At 59.6% G+C, this 16,405-nt stretch carries 13 protein-coding genes; 8 read left to right on the plus strand and 5 right to left on the minus strand.

Features of this window, described 5'->3' with window-relative positions; translation table 11 throughout:
* Positions 1-93 precede the first annotated feature (93 nt).
* Positions 94-615, plus strand: a complete 522-nt coding sequence (locus H8F21_RS09670; protein WP_203476711.1) for a DUF6586 family protein — start codon at positions 94-96, stop codon at positions 613-615.
* A 50-nt stretch (positions 616-665) separates the two neighbouring features.
* A complete protein-coding gene (locus tag H8F21_RS09675) occupies positions 666-899 on the plus strand; it encodes a hypothetical protein (RefSeq protein WP_136475313.1) in 234 nt (77 codons plus the stop codon).
* 64 nt (positions 900-963) lie between these two features.
* Here the strand turns inward: H8F21_RS09675 and sulA are convergent, their stop codons facing one another.
* Positions 964-1,458: an SOS-induced cell division inhibitor SulA gene (gene sulA / locus H8F21_RS09680; RefSeq protein ID WP_203476709.1), complete on the minus strand. Its 495-nt coding sequence runs from the start codon at positions 1,456-1,458 to the stop codon at positions 964-966.
* A gap of 10 nt (positions 1,459-1,468) precedes the next feature.
* Positions 1,469-2,077 carry a transcriptional repressor LexA gene (gene lexA / locus H8F21_RS09685; RefSeq protein ID WP_203476707.1) on the minus strand — a complete coding sequence of 203 codons (609 nt, stop codon included), beginning with the start codon at positions 2,075-2,077 and terminating at the stop codon, positions 1,469-1,471.
* A gap of 230 nt (positions 2,078-2,307) precedes the next feature.
* Here lexA and H8F21_RS09690 point away from each other — a divergent pair, with 230 nt between their 5' ends.
* From H8F21_RS09690 to nagZ, 3 genes are read left to right on the plus strand one after another with little or no spacing between them, the layout of a single operon-like run.
* Positions 2,308-3,021 (plus strand): TetR/AcrR family transcriptional regulator, encoded by a 714-nt coding sequence (locus H8F21_RS09690; protein WP_136475316.1) that lies wholly within the window; start codon positions 2,308-2,310, stop codon positions 3,019-3,021.
* Between the two features lie 44 nt (positions 3,022-3,065).
* Entirely contained in the window at positions 3,066-3,590 is a 525-nt protein-coding gene (locus H8F21_RS09695; RefSeq protein ID WP_203476705.1) for a L,D-transpeptidase, read from the plus strand.
* Between the two features lie 22 nt (positions 3,591-3,612).
* Positions 3,613-4,611 (plus strand): beta-N-acetylhexosaminidase, encoded by a 999-nt coding sequence (nagZ, locus tag H8F21_RS09700; protein WP_203584325.1) that lies wholly within the window; start codon positions 3,613-3,615, stop codon positions 4,609-4,611.
* A 60-nt stretch (positions 4,612-4,671) separates the two neighbouring features.
* Here the strand turns inward: nagZ and H8F21_RS09705 are convergent, their stop codons facing one another.
* The 3 genes from H8F21_RS09705 to mfd are packed head-to-tail and all read right to left on the minus strand — an operon-like array spanning position 4,672 to position 12,032.
* On the minus strand, positions 4,672-8,007 hold the full coding sequence (locus H8F21_RS09705) for a DEAD/DEAH box helicase (protein ID WP_203584273.1): 3,336 nt from the start codon (positions 8,005-8,007) through the stop codon (positions 4,672-4,674).
* A gap of 4 nt (positions 8,008-8,011) precedes the next feature.
* The gene (locus H8F21_RS09710) at positions 8,012-8,572 is read right to left on the minus strand and encodes a CsiV family protein (protein WP_203476703.1); all 561 of its coding nucleotides are present in this window, start codon (positions 8,570-8,572) and stop codon (positions 8,012-8,014) included.
* Positions 8,573-8,582: 10 nt separating this feature from the next.
* Positions 8,583-12,032, minus strand: a complete 3,450-nt coding sequence (mfd, locus tag H8F21_RS09715) for a transcription-repair coupling factor (RefSeq protein ID WP_203584274.1) — start codon at positions 12,030-12,032, stop codon at positions 8,583-8,585.
* Positions 12,033-12,201: 169 nt separating this feature from the next.
* Here mfd and H8F21_RS09720 point away from each other — a divergent pair, with 169 nt between their 5' ends.
* The 3 genes from H8F21_RS09720 to sthA all read left to right on the plus strand — a co-directional run bounded on the left by H8F21_RS09720 (position 12,202) and on the right by sthA (position 16,364).
* Complete coding sequence (locus tag H8F21_RS09720; RefSeq protein WP_203543134.1) at positions 12,202-13,665, plus strand: glyceraldehyde-3-phosphate dehydrogenase; 1,464 nt, start codon at positions 12,202-12,204, stop codon at positions 13,663-13,665.
* Positions 13,666-13,736: 71 nt separating this feature from the next.
* Positions 13,737-14,747: an FAD:protein FMN transferase gene (locus H8F21_RS09725; protein ID WP_459565133.1), complete on the plus strand. Its 1,011-nt coding sequence runs from the start codon at positions 13,737-13,739 to the stop codon at positions 14,745-14,747.
* A 222-nt stretch (positions 14,748-14,969) separates the two neighbouring features.
* Entirely contained in the window at positions 14,970-16,364 is a 1,395-nt protein-coding gene (sthA, locus tag H8F21_RS09730; protein WP_136475323.1) for a Si-specific NAD(P)(+) transhydrogenase, read from the plus strand.
* Positions 16,365-16,405 lie beyond the last annotated feature (41 nt).

Genomic DNA, 16,405 nt, shown 5'->3' on the forward strand with positions numbered 1-16,405 from the left:
GATCCAATCGCGGGGCATGGCCCCGCGATGCATTTCGGGGCTGCAATAGTGTAAATTCAGCAATCGCCTTGCAGCCTTTCGGAGGGCACCCAGATGGCCCAGGAACTTTACACACGCACCAACCAGAAGATTTACTTCGCAGGCCTGGCTCTTGAGGCTATGGGCAAGGCGCAGGACAGCCGGACAATGAACGCTCAAGCGTTGATTCAGGCTGAGCGCGAATCAGCGTTGTTTCACCTCTACGGCGCGCTTCTGGGGCTATGCCATGAAATTGCTGGCTTCTACCGTCTACCACAAGCCGCTGCTGCGCGTGTGGAATTGTTGCTGACGCGCGAAGTGCTGGAGGCTGTGGCAATTCCGGAGATGGCTGAGCTGGTTGAGTTGGCGGAGCAACGCGAAACCTGGCTCGCGCAATTGTTGAACGCTTATGCCGATTTGTTTCGACCGCCGGTCGCGAAAAAAGCCCCAAAAACCGATGTCACCCAGCCTCTGATACAAGCCGTAAGCCTTGATGAGCCTGAGCTAGCGCCGCTATCTCGGGAGGAGCTGGAAGGTTGGCGGCAGAATCTCAAGGGCCTGACCGTTCGCTTTCGCGAGGGCCTGAGTGAGTGCTGATTTAAGCGCTCGCTGGTACAATGCTGGCCTTTCGTGGAGAACAGCCTTTTATGCCAACGTCCTTTCTAGAAATTGTCGAGTTGCCTGATGGCCGGATCGAGCTGCGCCGCGCCGAGGACGAGGGCTCCCTGGTGACCCTGGATTTCTCCGAGGACGCCAAGGCCTTCTTGCAAGGTCAACACGTGGAAGTGGCCAAAGCCATGCTCAGTGTTGGTGTGCAGATGGCTGGCAAGTTGGTCGAAGGTGAAGTCGAACGAGACGATGGGTCGCGCGTCCTGCACTGATCGTACGGCATGGCTTCCTCGTTCTGAGGAAGCCGGACAATATCCAGACTACCTGTCCTGAATATCAGCCGAGGCGGATATTCAAGCTTTGCGCGTCTCCGGCGCGGGCGGCATTGCTCAGTTGCATGCGAGCGCTGCTGCTGACAGTGCTCAGCCAGCTGACCACGGTGTGGCTGCGGCCCAGGCGTAGGGCGTCACACGCCAGTTGCAAGGCGCTTTGGTTGCCGCGTGGTTGCAGCAGCAGAATGCGCTCGCGATTGAGGCCAGCTTCGCGGAGCCATGCCTGGGTCAGGCTAGCCGGTGGGGCGATCAAGGTTAGCCAGCGAGCGTCGTGCTCTTCGCTCAGCTCGCTCAAATCGCGCAGCATTGGCGCCAGCAGGTTCTGGCAGCTACCCAGAGCGCCACGCAAGGACAGTTCGCTGAATACCTGGGCTGTGCCCGGGTGCGACGCAGGCTTGGCAGCTTTAAGTCCGGGCAGCACTGGCTGGGCCAGAAATGCTTCGAACAAGGGCAGTTGCACTTGCTGTGGTACGTTCTGTGACGCTGGGGGGAACTGCATGACGCCTCCTTTATCGACGAATTACGCCGACACTCAAGCCCTCGATCACCAGTTCCTGCTCTTTCAGGTTGACTTCGATGGGGGCGAACTCGGGGTTTTCCGCAAGCAGCCAGACTTTGCTGCCTTCGCGCTGGAAGCGCTTGACCGTCACTTCGTCACCTAGGCGGGCGACCACAATCTGGCCATTGCGAGCTTCGCGGCAGGTGTGTACGGCAAGCAGGTCACCATCAACGATGCCGACATCCTTCATGCTCATGCCGTGAACGCGCAGCAAATAGTCGGCCCGCGGATGGAAGAAAGCCGGGTTGATGTTGCAGGACTCTTCGATGTGCTGCTGGGCCAGTATTGGCGCGCCCGCAGCTACACGACCGATGATCGGCAGGCTGCTGTCTTCGGTCTTGGTTTCAAGGCCGGGGATGCGGATGCCGCGCGAGGCGCCTGGAGTCATCTCGATTGCGCCCTTGCGGGCCAGTGCCTTGAGGTGCTCCTCGGCAGCGTTGGGCGATTTGAAACCCAGCTCCTGGGCGATTTCCGCGCGGGTCGGCGGAAAGCCGTTGTCTTCCAGGCAGCGCTTGATAAAAGCCAGAATCTCAGCTTGGCGTGGCGTCAGTTTTAGCATTTCGATCGCTCTGTCTTTTTATACAGTGACTGTAATTATATACAGTGAGTGGCAAGCTGCAAGCATCAAGCTTGAACAAAAAGCGGGATATGGCGCTTATGCCTTGCAGTCTGGGGCCTGCAGCTGTGATTTAATACGTGACCGTATAGACGCAAAGCGGTCGGATGGGCTTGACAAATTACCGGTTTGAAACGTATGTTTCAAACAAGTGTTTGTCAGGCGGAGTAGTCATGGCCCAGTCGGAAACCGTAGAACGCATTCTCGATGCTGCCGAGCAGTTGTTCGCGGAAAAAGGTTTTGCCGAAACCTCATTGCGGCTGATCACCAGTAAGGCCGGCGTCAACCTGGCGGCGGTGAACTACCATTTCGGTTCGAAGAAGGCCCTGATCCAGGCGGTCTTCTCGCGTTTCCTTGGTCCTTTCTGCGCAAGTCTGGAGCGTGAACTGGAGCGTCGCCAGGCCCGTCCCGAGCACAAGCCAAGCCTGGAAGAATTGCTGGAAATGCTGGTAGAGCAGGCCATGGTCGTGCAGCCGCGCAGCGGTAACGACCTGTCGATTTTCATGCGTTTGCTGGGCCTGGCTTTCAGTCAGAGCCAGGGTCACCTGCGACGTTACCTGGAAGACATGTACGGCAAGGTGTTCCGCCGCTATATGCTGCTGGTCAACGAAGCGGCCCCACGTATTCCGCCTATCGAGCTGTTCTGGCGTGTGCACTTCATGCTGGGCGCTGCAGCATTCAGTATGTCCGGCATCAAAGCATTGCGCGCCATCGCCGAAACCGATTTCGGTATCAACACCTCGATCGAGCAGGTCATGCGCTTGATGGTGCCGTTTCTTGCGGCCGGTATGCGCGCAGACAGTGGCGTCACCGATGAAGCCATGGCCGCCGCGCAACTGCGTCCACGCAGCAAGTCATCGAGCCCGGCGGTTACCGCCAAAGCCTGAGCCATGGCTGGGCGCGGCGAGCCGCATCGGCTAAGCTAGCGCCCATGCCCAGTCTCGATTTACTGCACATTTCCCTTGCCGATCAATGCCTCTATGGGTTCTACCAGGGGCACTTACGCCTGCGTCTACCCGTTTCCACTGCACTGATGGGTGCCGGAGAAGCCAACGGCTCTGGTTGTACGCCGCGCGGCCGCCATCAGGTGCGAGCAAAGATCGGAACTGGTTTGCCCCAAGGGGCAGTGCTGCGTGGTCGACGCTGGAGCGGTGAAGTCTGGACGCCGCAGCTCCATGCGCAGTACCCGGGCCGTGACTGGATTCTCAGTCGTATCCTCTGGCTCAGCGGTTGCGAGCCTGGATTCAATCGCTTGGGGTCGGTCGATACGTTTCGACGTTACATATATTTGCACGGCACGCCTGACAGCGAACCTTTAGGCGTGCCGTTGTCCCATGGCTGTGTCCGCCTGCGCAATGCCGACCTGTTGCATCTGTTTGACCGGGTGCCGATGCATTGTGCAGTGCAGATCGAAGAAGCTGCGTGCCCTCAATGGGTCGACGCGCCCCTGAACTGAAGGATCTAATATGAGTGCCAGCCTGCAAGGCTCCCTGATGGTGGACATCGCCGGTACCTGGCTGACCGCCGAAGATCGCCAGCTTTTGCGCCAGCCCGAAGTGGCGGGCCTGATCATTTTTGCCCGCAATATTGAATGCCCTCGCCAGGTACGCGAGTTGTCGGCTTCGATTCGTGCCGTTCGCCCGGACCTGATTCTGGCAGTGGACCAGGAAGGCGGGCGAGTCCAGCGCCTGCGCCAGGGCTTTGTAAGGCTGCCAGCCATGCGGGCGCTTGCCGACAATGACAATGCCCAATACCTGGCCGAGCAATGCGGCTGGTTGATGGCCACTGAAGTGCTGGCGGTAGGCTTGGACCTGAGCTTTGCCCCGGTTTTGGATCTTGATCATCAGCGCAGCGCTGTAGTCGGCAGCCGCGCGTTCGAAGCTGATCCGCTCCGTGCAACTGCCCTGGCCGGCGCATTCATTCGGGGTATGAACGCCGCAGGCATGGCCGCATGTGGCAAGCACTTCCCTGGCCATGGTTGGGCCGAGGCTGACTCCCATGTCGCGATTCCTACCGACGAGCGCAGCCTGGAGCAGATCCGTGCTGTCGACCTGGTGCCTTTTGCGCGCCTCAGTGGCCAACTGGCTGCGGTGATGCCTGCGCATGTGATCTACCCGCAGATCGATAACCAGCCGGCCGGCTTCTCGCGGCGTTGGCTGCAGGACATCCTGCGAGGTGAGCAGGGCTTTGACGGGGTGATCTTCAGTGATGACCTGTCAATGGCAGGGGCTCATGTTGTCGGCGATGCTGCCAGCCGCATCGAGGCTGCGTTGACTGCCGGTTGTGACATGGGGCTGGTGTGCAACGATCGGGCAGCCGCCGAATTGGCGCTGACCGCTGCGCAGCGGTTGAAGGTCAAGCCGTCGCCACGTATTGCGCAGATGCGTGGGCAGGGTTTTGCACGTACTGACTATCGTCAGCAACCGCGCTGGCTGGAAGCGCTCGGGGCGTTGAAAGAGGCCCAGTTGGTCGATTGACCTCGCCGGGCAGGCCCCACTGGAAACACATTGCCAGTGGGCGCTAGCCCCGGCGGGGATTCAGCCCGTTTTAGACCCCTTGTGCTTGCCAGGCAGTGGGGCAAACAAGGCATCGATATCCTCTGCGGCCAAACGCCAGTCACCCGCCGTTCGCCCATCCAGCACGCCGGCCGCAAGCGCCGACTTCTCCTGTTGCAGTTGCTGGATTTTTTCTTCCACCGTGCCGCGGGTGATCAGTTTGTAGACGAAAACCGGCTTTTCCTGGCCGATGCGATAGGCACGGTCGGTGGCCTGGTTCTCGGCTGCCGGGTTCCACCACGGGTCGTAGTGAATGACAGTATCGGCCGCCGTGAGATTCAGGCCAACGCCACCCGCCTTGAGGCTGATGAGAAAAATCTGCAATTGTCCGCTTTGGAAGTCCTGCACGGGTGCGCGACGGTCACGTGTCTCGCCGGTCAGTAGTGCGTAGGCGATGTGGCGTTGCTGCAACTCTTGCTCGATCAACCTGAGCATGCTGGTGAATTGCGAGAACAGCAGCACTCGCCGGCCTTCGGCGAGCAGTTCCTCAAGCATTTCCATCAGGCTTGCCAGTTTGCCCGAATGGGCGCCGCGCGCGGTTGTGGCCTCGCTGTTGATCAGGCGCAAGTCACAGCAGACCTGGCGTAGTTTGAGCAATGCCTCAAGGATGATGATCTGGCTACGCGCCACACCCTTGCGAGTGATTTCGTTGCGTACCTTTTGATCCATGGCCAGGCGCATGGTCTCGTAGACATCGCGCTGAGCGTCGCTAAGGTCGACCCAATGAATCATTTCGGTTTTGGCGGGCAGCTCCGTGGCAACTTGTTCCTTGGTGCGCCGGAGCAGGAAAGGCTTGATCCGGGCGTTGAGGTGCTGCAAGCGTTCTTCATTGCTCTGGCGCTCGATCGGTACGCGGTAGTCGCGATTGAATGTCTTGGCGTCACCCAGCCAGCCGGGCAGCAGGAAGTGAAACAGCGACCACAGCTCACCCAGGTGATTTTCCAGGGGCGTGCCACTGAGGCACAGGCGTTGGCGTGCTTCGAACTCACGTGCAGCCTGGGCTGCCTTACTGTTCGGGCTCTTGATGTACTGCGCTTCATCGAGAATCAGTACATGCAGCTTCAGGCCCTCGAAGTGCTCCATGTCCTTGGGCAGCAAGGCGTAAGTGGTAAGCAGCAGGTCATAGTCGTGCAAGTTGGCAAAGTGTTTGCGTCGGCCTACGCCTTGCAGCGCAAGCACTCGCAGGTCGGGCGCGAAGCGTGCGGCTTCGTCCTGCCAGTTGGGGATCAGGCTGGTGGGCATCACCACCATGGCGGGGCGGGTCAGGCGTCCGGCGTTTTTCTCGGTGAGCAGGTGGGCGAGGGTTTGCAGGGTCTTGCCCAGGCCCATGTCATCGGCAAGGATGCCGCCGACTTCCAGCTCGCGCAGTGCCTGCATCCAGCTCAGGCCTTCAAGTTGGTAAGCACGCAGTGTTGCATTGAGGCCGCTTGGGGCCTGCGCCGGTTGCAGGCGGATATCGCGCAAGCGTTCGGCGAGGTTGCGCACCTGAGCGCCGCCTTGCCAGCTTAGCGGCAGGTCTTGCAGCGCATTGAGGCGGGTGGCATCCAGGGTAGGCAGGCGCAGGCTGGTGTCGCCTGGCTCACGCAGGTAGAAGTCGCCTAGCGTCGCCAATACGGGTTTGAGCCGGCCATAGGGCAGTGCCACTTGCAGGTTGCGGCGTACGCTGCCTGGCGGGCCAGGTAACTGCACCAGCATTTGTTCATCGTCTCGGCGCTTTTGCAATTGCGCGGGATTGAGCAGCTCCGGATGGCTACGCAGTACGTTGAGAAGGATCGGCAGCAGGCTCAGGCGCTCGCCATTGACCTCGATGCCCAGCTCCAGGTCGAACCAGTCTCGCCCGCCGGCTTCATCAATATGCGCGTACCAGTCATCTACCTGGGCGAGGTTGAAGGCGAATTCGTCGGTGTATTCGATCTCCCATCCTTGTTCGCGCAACAGCGGCAAGTCATTGAGGATGAAGCGTAGCCAAGCGCCCTCGGACGCCAACTCAAGCAGGTCGCCAGCGCTTTCGGGCAACGCTTTGCTTTGCCGCGTGGCCACCTTGAATCCCAGCTTCGTCAGCGTCTGGCGGATTTTGCCTTCGGCTTCGGGTTGGCGCTGGATACGTTGGCAGGTGCTGCCGTCGAGCTTGGTAACGTCTTTGGCCTGGCGGCCACTGGCGCGCACCCCGTCGTAGACAAAAGACAAGGCAGCTCGGTGCTGGTGTTGGCGCTGCATTCGGCCTGATTGCGGCACGTAAGCGCTGAACTCGTGACTGCCCAGGGTGAGGTGGGGTGTGGGTGCAATGCCTTCGATGATCTTTTCGCTCAATGTTCTGGGGGTGGGGATCTGACGATTGAGGGTCTGAATCCGATGGCTGAATTGTACTACCTGGCTTTCCGGTATGACCGGCGCGGAGGCGAGATATGAAGCTGTGATTTCGTCGTAGCCGTGGCTCAGGCTGCCAATCTGGTCCTGGGCTTGGTTTAGGTAATACAGTGGCTGCAGGGCCAGAACGTGTTCGATCAACGTGCCGTGGCTGTACCAGCAGCCCTTGTAATGGCCGCTATCCAGCTTGACCCAGCGAAACTCGCAGCTAAGCGGCGCTCCCCGGGTAAGGGGGGAGAGGTGCGGAGCGAGGACCAATCGTTCGGTAGACAGGGCCTGTTCAAGCAGTGCCGCGCCATCGGCTCCTTCAAGCGTTACGGTGCCGTTGAATGTGGCGCTTTGCGGGCTGGCAACAACCAGGCGTAGAAACTTTGCATCACACGCCTGCAGATAGCGCGGCTTCAGGCGCAGGGGTTCTTGAGGGGGCAGGATCGGCTTGAGCTCGGTGAAGCTGCCATCCTTCAGGCGATTGCATTTGTACGGGATGATGCAGGCCTTGCCGCTTTCTAGTAAGGACAGCTCGTAGATCAGTATGCGCCCATCCTCTTTCGAGGATTTTCCGACGCCTGCTGCAACCTTGGCGAGGTTGTCGATCCAGTGCTCCAGTTGCGGGCTCAGCCCCGACGTTTCGCTTGGCTGTAGTGCTTCGTCCGGTTCTTGCAGGGCCATCACGTAATAGAGGACGGCGGCGCAGTGCTTGCAATTGAAACCTACCGGGCAACTGCAGAATGACCTCAGCAATGACCCGAACTCGAGGTTGCCCAACTCAATAATCTGGGTGTAGACATTGCCACCGGAACCGCGGCAGGTTGAAGTGAGCTTGGCGCCTTTTAGCGATAGCAGCTTTACGCGGCCTTGCTCCGCATATTTGGCGCCTCTTTCCAGCACCTGTGAGCGGAACGCTGACGTCCAGTCGTCATTTTCAACCAGTTGCCGCAGTTCTCTCCGCATCTGGTTATTGCTCCATCAACTCCGGCGCTGGGCTGGGCATCCTCACCGGCCTGTTGGCGGTAACCTTGAGCAGCACGGCCAGGTGGCCGCCATCGAGAAAAGTCAGTTCTGCATTTTTTACCGTGCTGTTGCTCTGCTTGAGCTGTTCGCTCTGGACGACGGCGCCATTGCCGTCGAACTGATTGACCCAGACGTTGGCATCGACGGCGATGAAGCGATCTTCCTTAAGGCTCAGGTTGCCCTCGATCGGGAAGTGGCCGAATTGTTCCTTGCCGTCGGTGATGGCAACGGTGCCGGCGTCCTGTTTCCAGGCTTTGTGTAAAAGCACCGTGTATTGACTGTCCGCGGTCAGCTTCGCTGCTTCATCGGTCATTGCGGGTTTGCGCAGGTCGCCTTCGGCAAGGGCCTGGGCGCCGTTGCTCCAGTCTTCCGGGGCAAACTGGCTGGTAATCGCCGGCACGGCGTTTTGCCGTACCAGAATCATTTCAACCTGATACTCGCCTTCAGCAAATGCGGCTGGGGCAAATAGCGCCAGTAGCAGGGTCAGGCAGCGAATGGCACGCATGGATCTTCCTTCACGCAGATTGTGGGGTCAGGCGCTCGAACAGCGCCTCAAGGTTGTTGAAGCGTTCTTCCGGGCGCTCCATCGGCACCATGAACTTGAACTGGGTTGCACCTTCGAACTTGTAACGCTTGGGCTGGCTCTGGATCAGCTTGATCAATGCCATTGGGTCGACCGGTGTCTCGGCTTCGAATTCGATCTTGCCGCCGTTGGGGCCGGCGTCGACTTTCTTGATGCCAAGCTTTTCTGCCTGCAGCTTGAGCAAGGTCAGGCGTACCAGGTTTTTGGTGGGCTCGGGTAACAGCCCGAAACGGTCGATCATCTCCACTTGCAGGTCTTTGAGGCCGTCCTCATCCACCGCCGAGGCAATTCGCTTGTACAGAATCAGGCGCGCATGCACATCGGGCAGGTAATCTTCAGGAATCAGCGCGGGTAGGCGCAGATTGATTTCCGGGCCACCGCCCAAGGGTTGATCGAGGTTAGGCTGGGTACCCTTGCGGATGGCCTTGACTGCGCGCTCGAGCATTTCCATGTACAGGGTAAACCCGACCGCCTGGATCTGCCCGCTCTGGCCTTCGCCAAGCAGCTCGCCAGCGCCACGGATCTCCAGGTCGTTGGTGGCAAGGACAAAACCTGCGCCCAAATCCTGAGTGTTGGCGATAGCCTCCAGGCGCTTCTCGGCATCTGGCGTGATTTGCTGGCGTGGCGGGGTAAGCAGATAAGCGTATGCCTGGTGGTGACTGCGTCCGACCCGGCCGCGCAATTGGTGCAATTGGGCCAGGCCGAACTTGTCGGCACGCTCGATGATGATGGTGTTGGCGCTCGGTACGTCGATACCGGTCTCGATAATGGTCGAGGCGATCAACACGTTGAAGCGCTTATGGTAGAAGTCGCTCATCACCTGTTCGAGTTCGCGTTCGCGCATCTGCCCGTGACCGATGCCAATGCGCGCCTCGGGTACCAGTTCAGTGAGGTCGGCGGCGCACTTCTCGATGCTTTTCACATCGTTGTGCAGGTAGTAGACCTGGCCGCCGCGTAGCAGCTCGCGCAGCAGCGCTTCCTTGACGGTGCTCTTGTTCTGCTCCATCACAAAGGTACGCACCGACAATCGGCGAGCTGGCGGGGTGGCGATGATCGACAGGTCGCGCATGCCGGCCACTGCCATGTTCAACGTACGCGGAATCGGTGTGGCCGTCAGGGTGAGGATGTCGACTTCACTGCGCAGCGCCTTGAGTTGTTCTTTCTGGCGTACGCCAAAACGGTGCTCTTCGTCGATGATCACCAGGCCCAGGTCTTTGATCTTGACGTCGTCTTGCAGCAGCTTGTGGGTGCCGATGACGATGTCGATCTTGCCTTCGGCGAGATCGGCGACGGCGTTGGCGATTTCTTTGGGCGACTTGAAGCGGCTCATCACCTCCACGGTGACGGGCCAGTCGGCGAAGCGGTCGCGGAAGCTGTTGTAGTGCTGTTGGGCGAGCAGGGTGGTAGGAACCAGGATCGCTACCTGGCGACCACCGTGTACGGCGATGAAGGCGGCGCGCATGGCCACTTCGGTCTTGCCGAAGCCCACATCGCCACAGACCAGGCGATCCATCGGCTTGGGCGCGAGCATGTCCTCGCGTACCGCTTCGATCGCGCTTTGCTGGTCGGGCGTTTCTTCGAAAGGAAAGCCGGCGCTGAATGTGGCGTAGTCGGCAGACGGATCGGCGAAGGCATACCCTTTGCGTGCGGCGCGGCGGGCATAAATGTCGAGCAGTTCGGCAGCAACGTCGCGGACTTGTTCGGCCGCTTTGCGCTTGGCTTTTTGCCAGGTTTCGGAGCCAAGCCGATGCAGTGGCGCCAGCGCGTCATCGCTACCGGTGTAACGAGCGATCAGGTGCAGGTTGGCCACCGGCACATAGAGTTTGGCGCCCTCGGCGTACTCCAGGGTGAGGAACTCGGCGACCTGATTGTCGATTTCCAGGGTCGCCAGGCCCAGGTAGCGACCCACACCGTGGTCGATGTGTACCACTGGCGCGCCTTCGCGCAATTCGGTGAGGTTCTTGATGACCGCATCGTTGCTGCCGTCGCTGCGTTTTTCCCGGCGCCGGCGCTGCATGACCCGTTGCCCGAACAGCGGGCTTTCGGCAACCAGGGCGATGGCCGGATCTTCCAGCAGCAGGCCTTCATCGAGCGGGGCGATGGTAATTGCCAGGCGCTCTTTGCCGGCAACAAATGCACTCCAACTGTCGACGGTTTGCGGGCGCAGCTTCAGGCGCTCGAGGAGTTCGAGCAGCACTTCGCGACGGCCTGCCGACTCGGCAGTGAACAACACGCGGCCAGCGAACTGGTCGAGGAACGCTGATAACGCTGCCAACGGCTGGTGGGCCTTGGCTTCGATGGCAAGATTGGGCAGCGCTTGTGCCGGGAAGCGCTCGCGACCGACGCCGCTGTCGATGTCATCCTGGCTGACGACAACGCGTGGCCAGTTTTTCAGGCGGGCAAAACAATCCTCTACCGGCAGGAACAATTCGGCCGGTGGCAACAGGGGGCGCGACGGATCGATACGCCGCTCCTCGTAGCGGTTGCGCACATCGCTCCAGAAATGCTCGGCTGCCTGCTCGACGCCGGGCAGGGAAAACACCTGGGTGTCCTGGGGCAGGTAGTCGAACAGGGTCGAGGTGTCATCGAAAAACAGCGGCAGGTAATACTCGATACCGGCAGGGGTAATGCCGCTGGACAGGTCCTGGAAGATCGAGCAGCGGCGGAAGTCGACGTCGAAGCGCTCACGAAAGCGAGCCTTGAAGCGAGTCACGGCATCTTTTTGCAGCGGAAACTCGCGCGCCGGCAACAAGCGCACCGACTCGACTTTGTCGATGGAGCGCTGGGTCTCCGGGTCGAAGGTCCGCAGGGTCTCGATCTCGTCGTCGAACAGATCGATCCGGTACGGCAGCTTGCTGCCCATTGGGAACAGATCGATCAGTGCGCCGCGCACGGCGAATTCGCCGTGTTCGTACACCGTATCGACACAGCGGTAACCGCTGGCTTCCAGACGCGTGCGCATTTGCTCAACGTCGAGCTTCTGGCCGATGTCCAGCACCAGGCTGCTACCCAGCAGGAAGCGGGTCGGTGCCAGGCGGTGCAGGGCAGTGGTGATCGGCACCACGAGAATGCCGTGGTCAAGCTCCGGCAGCCGGTACAGGCTGGCAATCCGCTGAGAGATGATGTCCTGGTGCGGCGAGAACAGGTCGTAGGGCAGGGTTTCCCAGTCGGGGAACGGCAATACCGGCAGATCCGGCGCAAAAAAGCGCAACTCCTGCTCGAGCCGGTCAGCTGTTTGGCTGTCGGCGGTCAGAAGCAGGGTAAAGCGCTTGGCGGCGCTGGCAGCTTCGGCAATGGCCAGGCTCAGGGCAGCGCCCGGCAGATTGCCCCAGGTTTGTTTGCCGGCAGTGGCCGGCAGGTGCGGTAGACGCAGTACAGGCACGGGAGGTCGAGCTCCAAGCGTTGCGACAAAGACGACAATTGTACCGGTGACGAGCCCGTGCTGTCAGGTTTGCGCAGGCTAAATCCATGTAGTGACGCATCGGCGACAGGCGCTCATTGCTCGATGGGCTGCGGGGCGTCATAATGTAGCCCCTTTTTTCTGTCCCTACATGTGGAAGGTTCCCGTGACTCAGAAGCCCGACCAGTGTCTTGGTGAGTGGATTGATCGTGAAGCACTTGCAGAAGCGATGATCCCGCTTATCGGTCAGCTCTACCGCAATAACAATGTGGTGAGCTCGATCTATGGCCGTAGCCTGATCAACCGCTCGGTGATCTCGATCCTCAAAGCGCATCGCTTTGCTCGTCATCGCCAAACCGACGAAACCGAACTCTCTGTCCACGAGACATTCCCGCTGCTCAAGGCGATGAGCGAGCTGAAACTGGGCGCCGCTTCGGTCGACCTGGGCAAGCTGGCCAACAAATTCAAGCAAGAAGGCAACGGTCGTAGCGCCGAGCAGTTCGTGCGTGAAGAAATGGCCGACGTGGTTGGCCAGCAGAATGCTTCGGCGCGCAAAGGCACTGACGTCGTGCTGTACGGCTTCGGTCGTATTGGCCGTCTGCTGGCGCGCATCCTGATCGAAAAAACCGGTGGTGGCGACGGTCTGCGTCTGCGTGCCATCGTCGTGCGCAAAGGCGCCGAAAACGATCTGGTCAAGCGTGCCAGCCTGTTGCGTCGTGACTCGGTTCACGGCCCGTTCGATGGCACCATCACCATCGACGAAGAACACAACACCATCACCGCCAACGGCAACCTGATCCAGGTTATCTACGCCAAGAGCCCTAGCGAAGTCGACTACACCCAGTACGGCATCGAAAACGCTCTGATCGTCGACAACACCGGTGTATGGCGTGATGCCGACGGCCTGGGCCAACACTTGGCGTGCCCTGGCGCTGCTCGCGTAATCCTCACTGCACCTGGCAAAGGCGCACTGAAGAACATCGTGCACGGCATCAACCACGGTGAAATCAACGCTGACGACAAGATTATCTCGGCCGCTTCCTGCACCACCAACGCCATCGTGCCGGTGCTCAAAGCTGTCAATGACAAGTACGGCATCGTCAACGGCCACGTCGAAACCGTTCACTCGTTCACCAACGACCAGAACCTGATCGACAACTTCCACAAGGGCAGCCGTCGTGGCCGCGCCGCGCCGTTGAACATGGTTATCACCGAGACCGGTGCAGCCACTGCAGCTGCCAAGGCGCTGCCAGTGCTCAAGGGCAAGCTGACCGGTAACGCGATTCGTGTTCCAACGCCGAACGTGTCGATGGCCATCCTCAACCTGAACCTGGAAAAGGCCACCAACCGCGAAGAAATCAACGAGTACTTGCGCCAGATGGCCATGCACTCGGATCTGCACAAGCAGATCGATTACGTCAGCTCGCAGGAAGTGGTTTCCACTGACTTCGTTGGCTCGCGTCACGCCGGTGTGGTCGATGCCGAAGCTACCATCTGCAACGATAACCGCGTTGTCCTGTACGTCTGGTACGACAACGAATTCGGTTACAGCTGCCAGGTTGTGCGTGTAATGGAAGACATGGCCGGTGTAAACCCGCCAGCTTTCCCACGCTAAGCTTGTCTTGGTTGTGAAAGACGGGAACCTCAGGGTTCCCGTTTTTTTTGCCTGATTTTCCAGGAGGATGAATGCGTAACCTGTTGCTGGTGAACGCGCTGGTGAGTGTGCTGATCAGCCTGGCCGGTTGCTCGCAAGGCGATACGCTTGAGCGCATCAGCGGGCCAACCATGGGGAGTAGCTTCACCGTGCAGTATGTGCGCACGGCGCAAGGGCCGACGCCGGAGCGCGTCAGGCAAGAAGTGCAGGGCGTGCTTGAGGGGATCGACAAGCGCTTTTCCACCTATCGCAGTGACTCGTTGACCGAGACCTTCAATCGCTTGCCTGCCAACAGTTGCCAGAGGATGCCGGCAGAGGTGCTGGAATTGGTGCGTGTTGGTGAGCAGTTGTCGCAGCAGAGCGAGGGTGCGTTTGACCTGACCGTGGAGCCGTTGCTCGATCTGTGGGGCTTCGGTCCGCAATCACGGCAAGAAAAAGTGCCAGACGCACAGGCGCTGGCCAGTACGCGGCAGCGTGTCGGGTATGGGCATTTGCGCATAGTTGGCGAGCAGTTGTGCAAGGATGCTGCGGTGCAAATCGACTTCAACAGCATAGCGGCAGGGCATGCGGTGGACCTTCTGGTTGAGCGGCTTGAAGCCCTGGGGGTCGCGGATTTGCTGGTCGAAGTGACCGGCGAGCTTAAAGCCTTGGGCAGAAAGCCCGATGGCAGCCACTGGAAAGTAGCGCTTGAGCTCCCCCGTGATGATCGCCAGATTGCCCAGCAAATAGTGGCGGTGGATGGCTATGGTGTTTCGACCTCCGGTGACTATCGCAACTATTTCGAGGAGAATGGCCAGCGCTATTCGCATACCTTCGATGCGCGCCAGGGCAAACCGGTGCAGCATGAGTTGGCGGCGGTGACAGTTTTTGATCGTTCGGCATTGATGGCTGACGGTTACTCGACCTTATTGTTGATCCTTGGGCCGCAACAGGGCTGGGACTTTGCCTTGAAACACGAGATTGCTGCGCTGTTCGTGACCCGGGTTGGTGATGGTTTCGTCTCTCGGAGCACGCCGGCGTTTGCTCGAGTGATTAAGAATTGAAAGGCATCGCGGGGCAAGCCCGCGCCCACCGTTTTTGGGTGGGCTTGCCCCGCGATGAATACATGTAGTGCAGAGAAAATTAGCCTACGACGCGACCAAGGGTTAATGTGCGCGACGCTCAAGCTTGATTAGACTGCATTCGAAATTTTCATGGCGCCGCTGGCGACATGATCTAGCCCCGATCGCCGGCGTGGCGAACGGGCCTGTTCTGAAGGAGTACGCATGGCTGTCTACAACTACGACGTAGTGGTGCTGGGTTCCGGCCCCGCAGGAGAAGGGGCGGCAATGAATGCTGCCAAAGCAGGACGCAAGGTGGCGATGGTCGATAGCCGTCGCCAGGTCGGCGGTAACTGCACCCACCTGGGCACCATCCCGTCCAAGGCCCTGCGTCACTCGGTGCGCCAGATCATGCAGTTCAACACCAACCCGATGTTCCGGGCCATTGGTGAGCCGCGCTGGTTCTCGTTCCCTGACGTACTGAAAAGCGCCGAGAAGGTGATTGCCAAGCAAGTCACCTCGCGCACTGGCTACTACGCGCGCAACCGTGTGGACGTGTTCTTTGGCACTGGCAGTTTCGCCGACGAGCAGACCATCGAAGTGGTTTGCGCCAATGGCGTGGTTGAGAAACTGGTCGCCAAGCACATCATTATCGCTACCGGTTCGCGTCCATACCGTCCGGCCGATATCGATTTCCATCACCCGCGTATCTACGATAGCGACACTATCCTCAGCCTCGGCCACACCCCGCGCAAGCTGATTGTCTATGGTGCCGGTGTCATCGGTTGCGAGTACGCCTCGATCTTCAGCGGCCTGGGTGTGCTGGTGGAGTTGGTAGACAACCGCGGCCAATTGCTGAGCTTCCTTGATTCGGAAATCTCCCAGGCATTGAGCTACCACTTCAGCAACAACAACATCACTGTTCGTCACAACGAAGAGTATGACCGTGTTGAGGGCGTGGACAACGGTGTGATCCTGCACTTGAAGTCCGGCAAAAAGATCAAGGCAGACGCCTTGCTCTGGTGCAACGGCCGTACTGGCAACACCGACAAGCTAGGCTTGGAAAACATCGGTATCAAGGTCAACAGCCGTGGCCAGATTGAAGTGGACGAGACCTACCGCACCCACGTGCCGAATATCTACGGAGCCGGTGACGTAATCGGTTGGCCGAGCCTGGCCAGTGCTGCCCATGACCAAGGTCGTTCGGCGGCGGGCAGCATCGTCGATAACGGAAGCTGGCGCTTCGTCAACGACGTACCGACCGGTATCTACACCATCCCGGAAATCAGCTCGATCGGCAAAAACGAGCAGGAGCTGACCCAGGCCAAGGTACCTTACGAAGTGGGCAAGGCATTCTTCAAAGGTATGGCGCGAGCGCAGATCGCGGGTGAGCCGCAAGGCATGCTGAAAATTCTGTTCCATCGCGAGACGCTGGAAATCCTTGGCGTGCATTGCTTCGGTTACCAGGCTTCGGAAATTGTCCACATCGGTCAGGCGATCATGGATCAGCCGGGTGAGCGCAATACCCTGAAGTACTTCGTCAACACCACCTTCAACTACCCGACCATGGCCGAAGCCTATCGGGTAGCTGCCTACGACGGCCTCAACCGGCTTTTTTGAGCGGCTCCGGCCGGTGGCCTGAGCCGGCCGGGGAGACCGAT

The organism is Pseudomonas arcuscaelestis (assembly GCF_016881005.1).
Classification (GTDB): Bacteria; Pseudomonadota; Gammaproteobacteria; order Pseudomonadales; family Pseudomonadaceae; genus Aquipseudomonas; species Aquipseudomonas arcuscaelestis.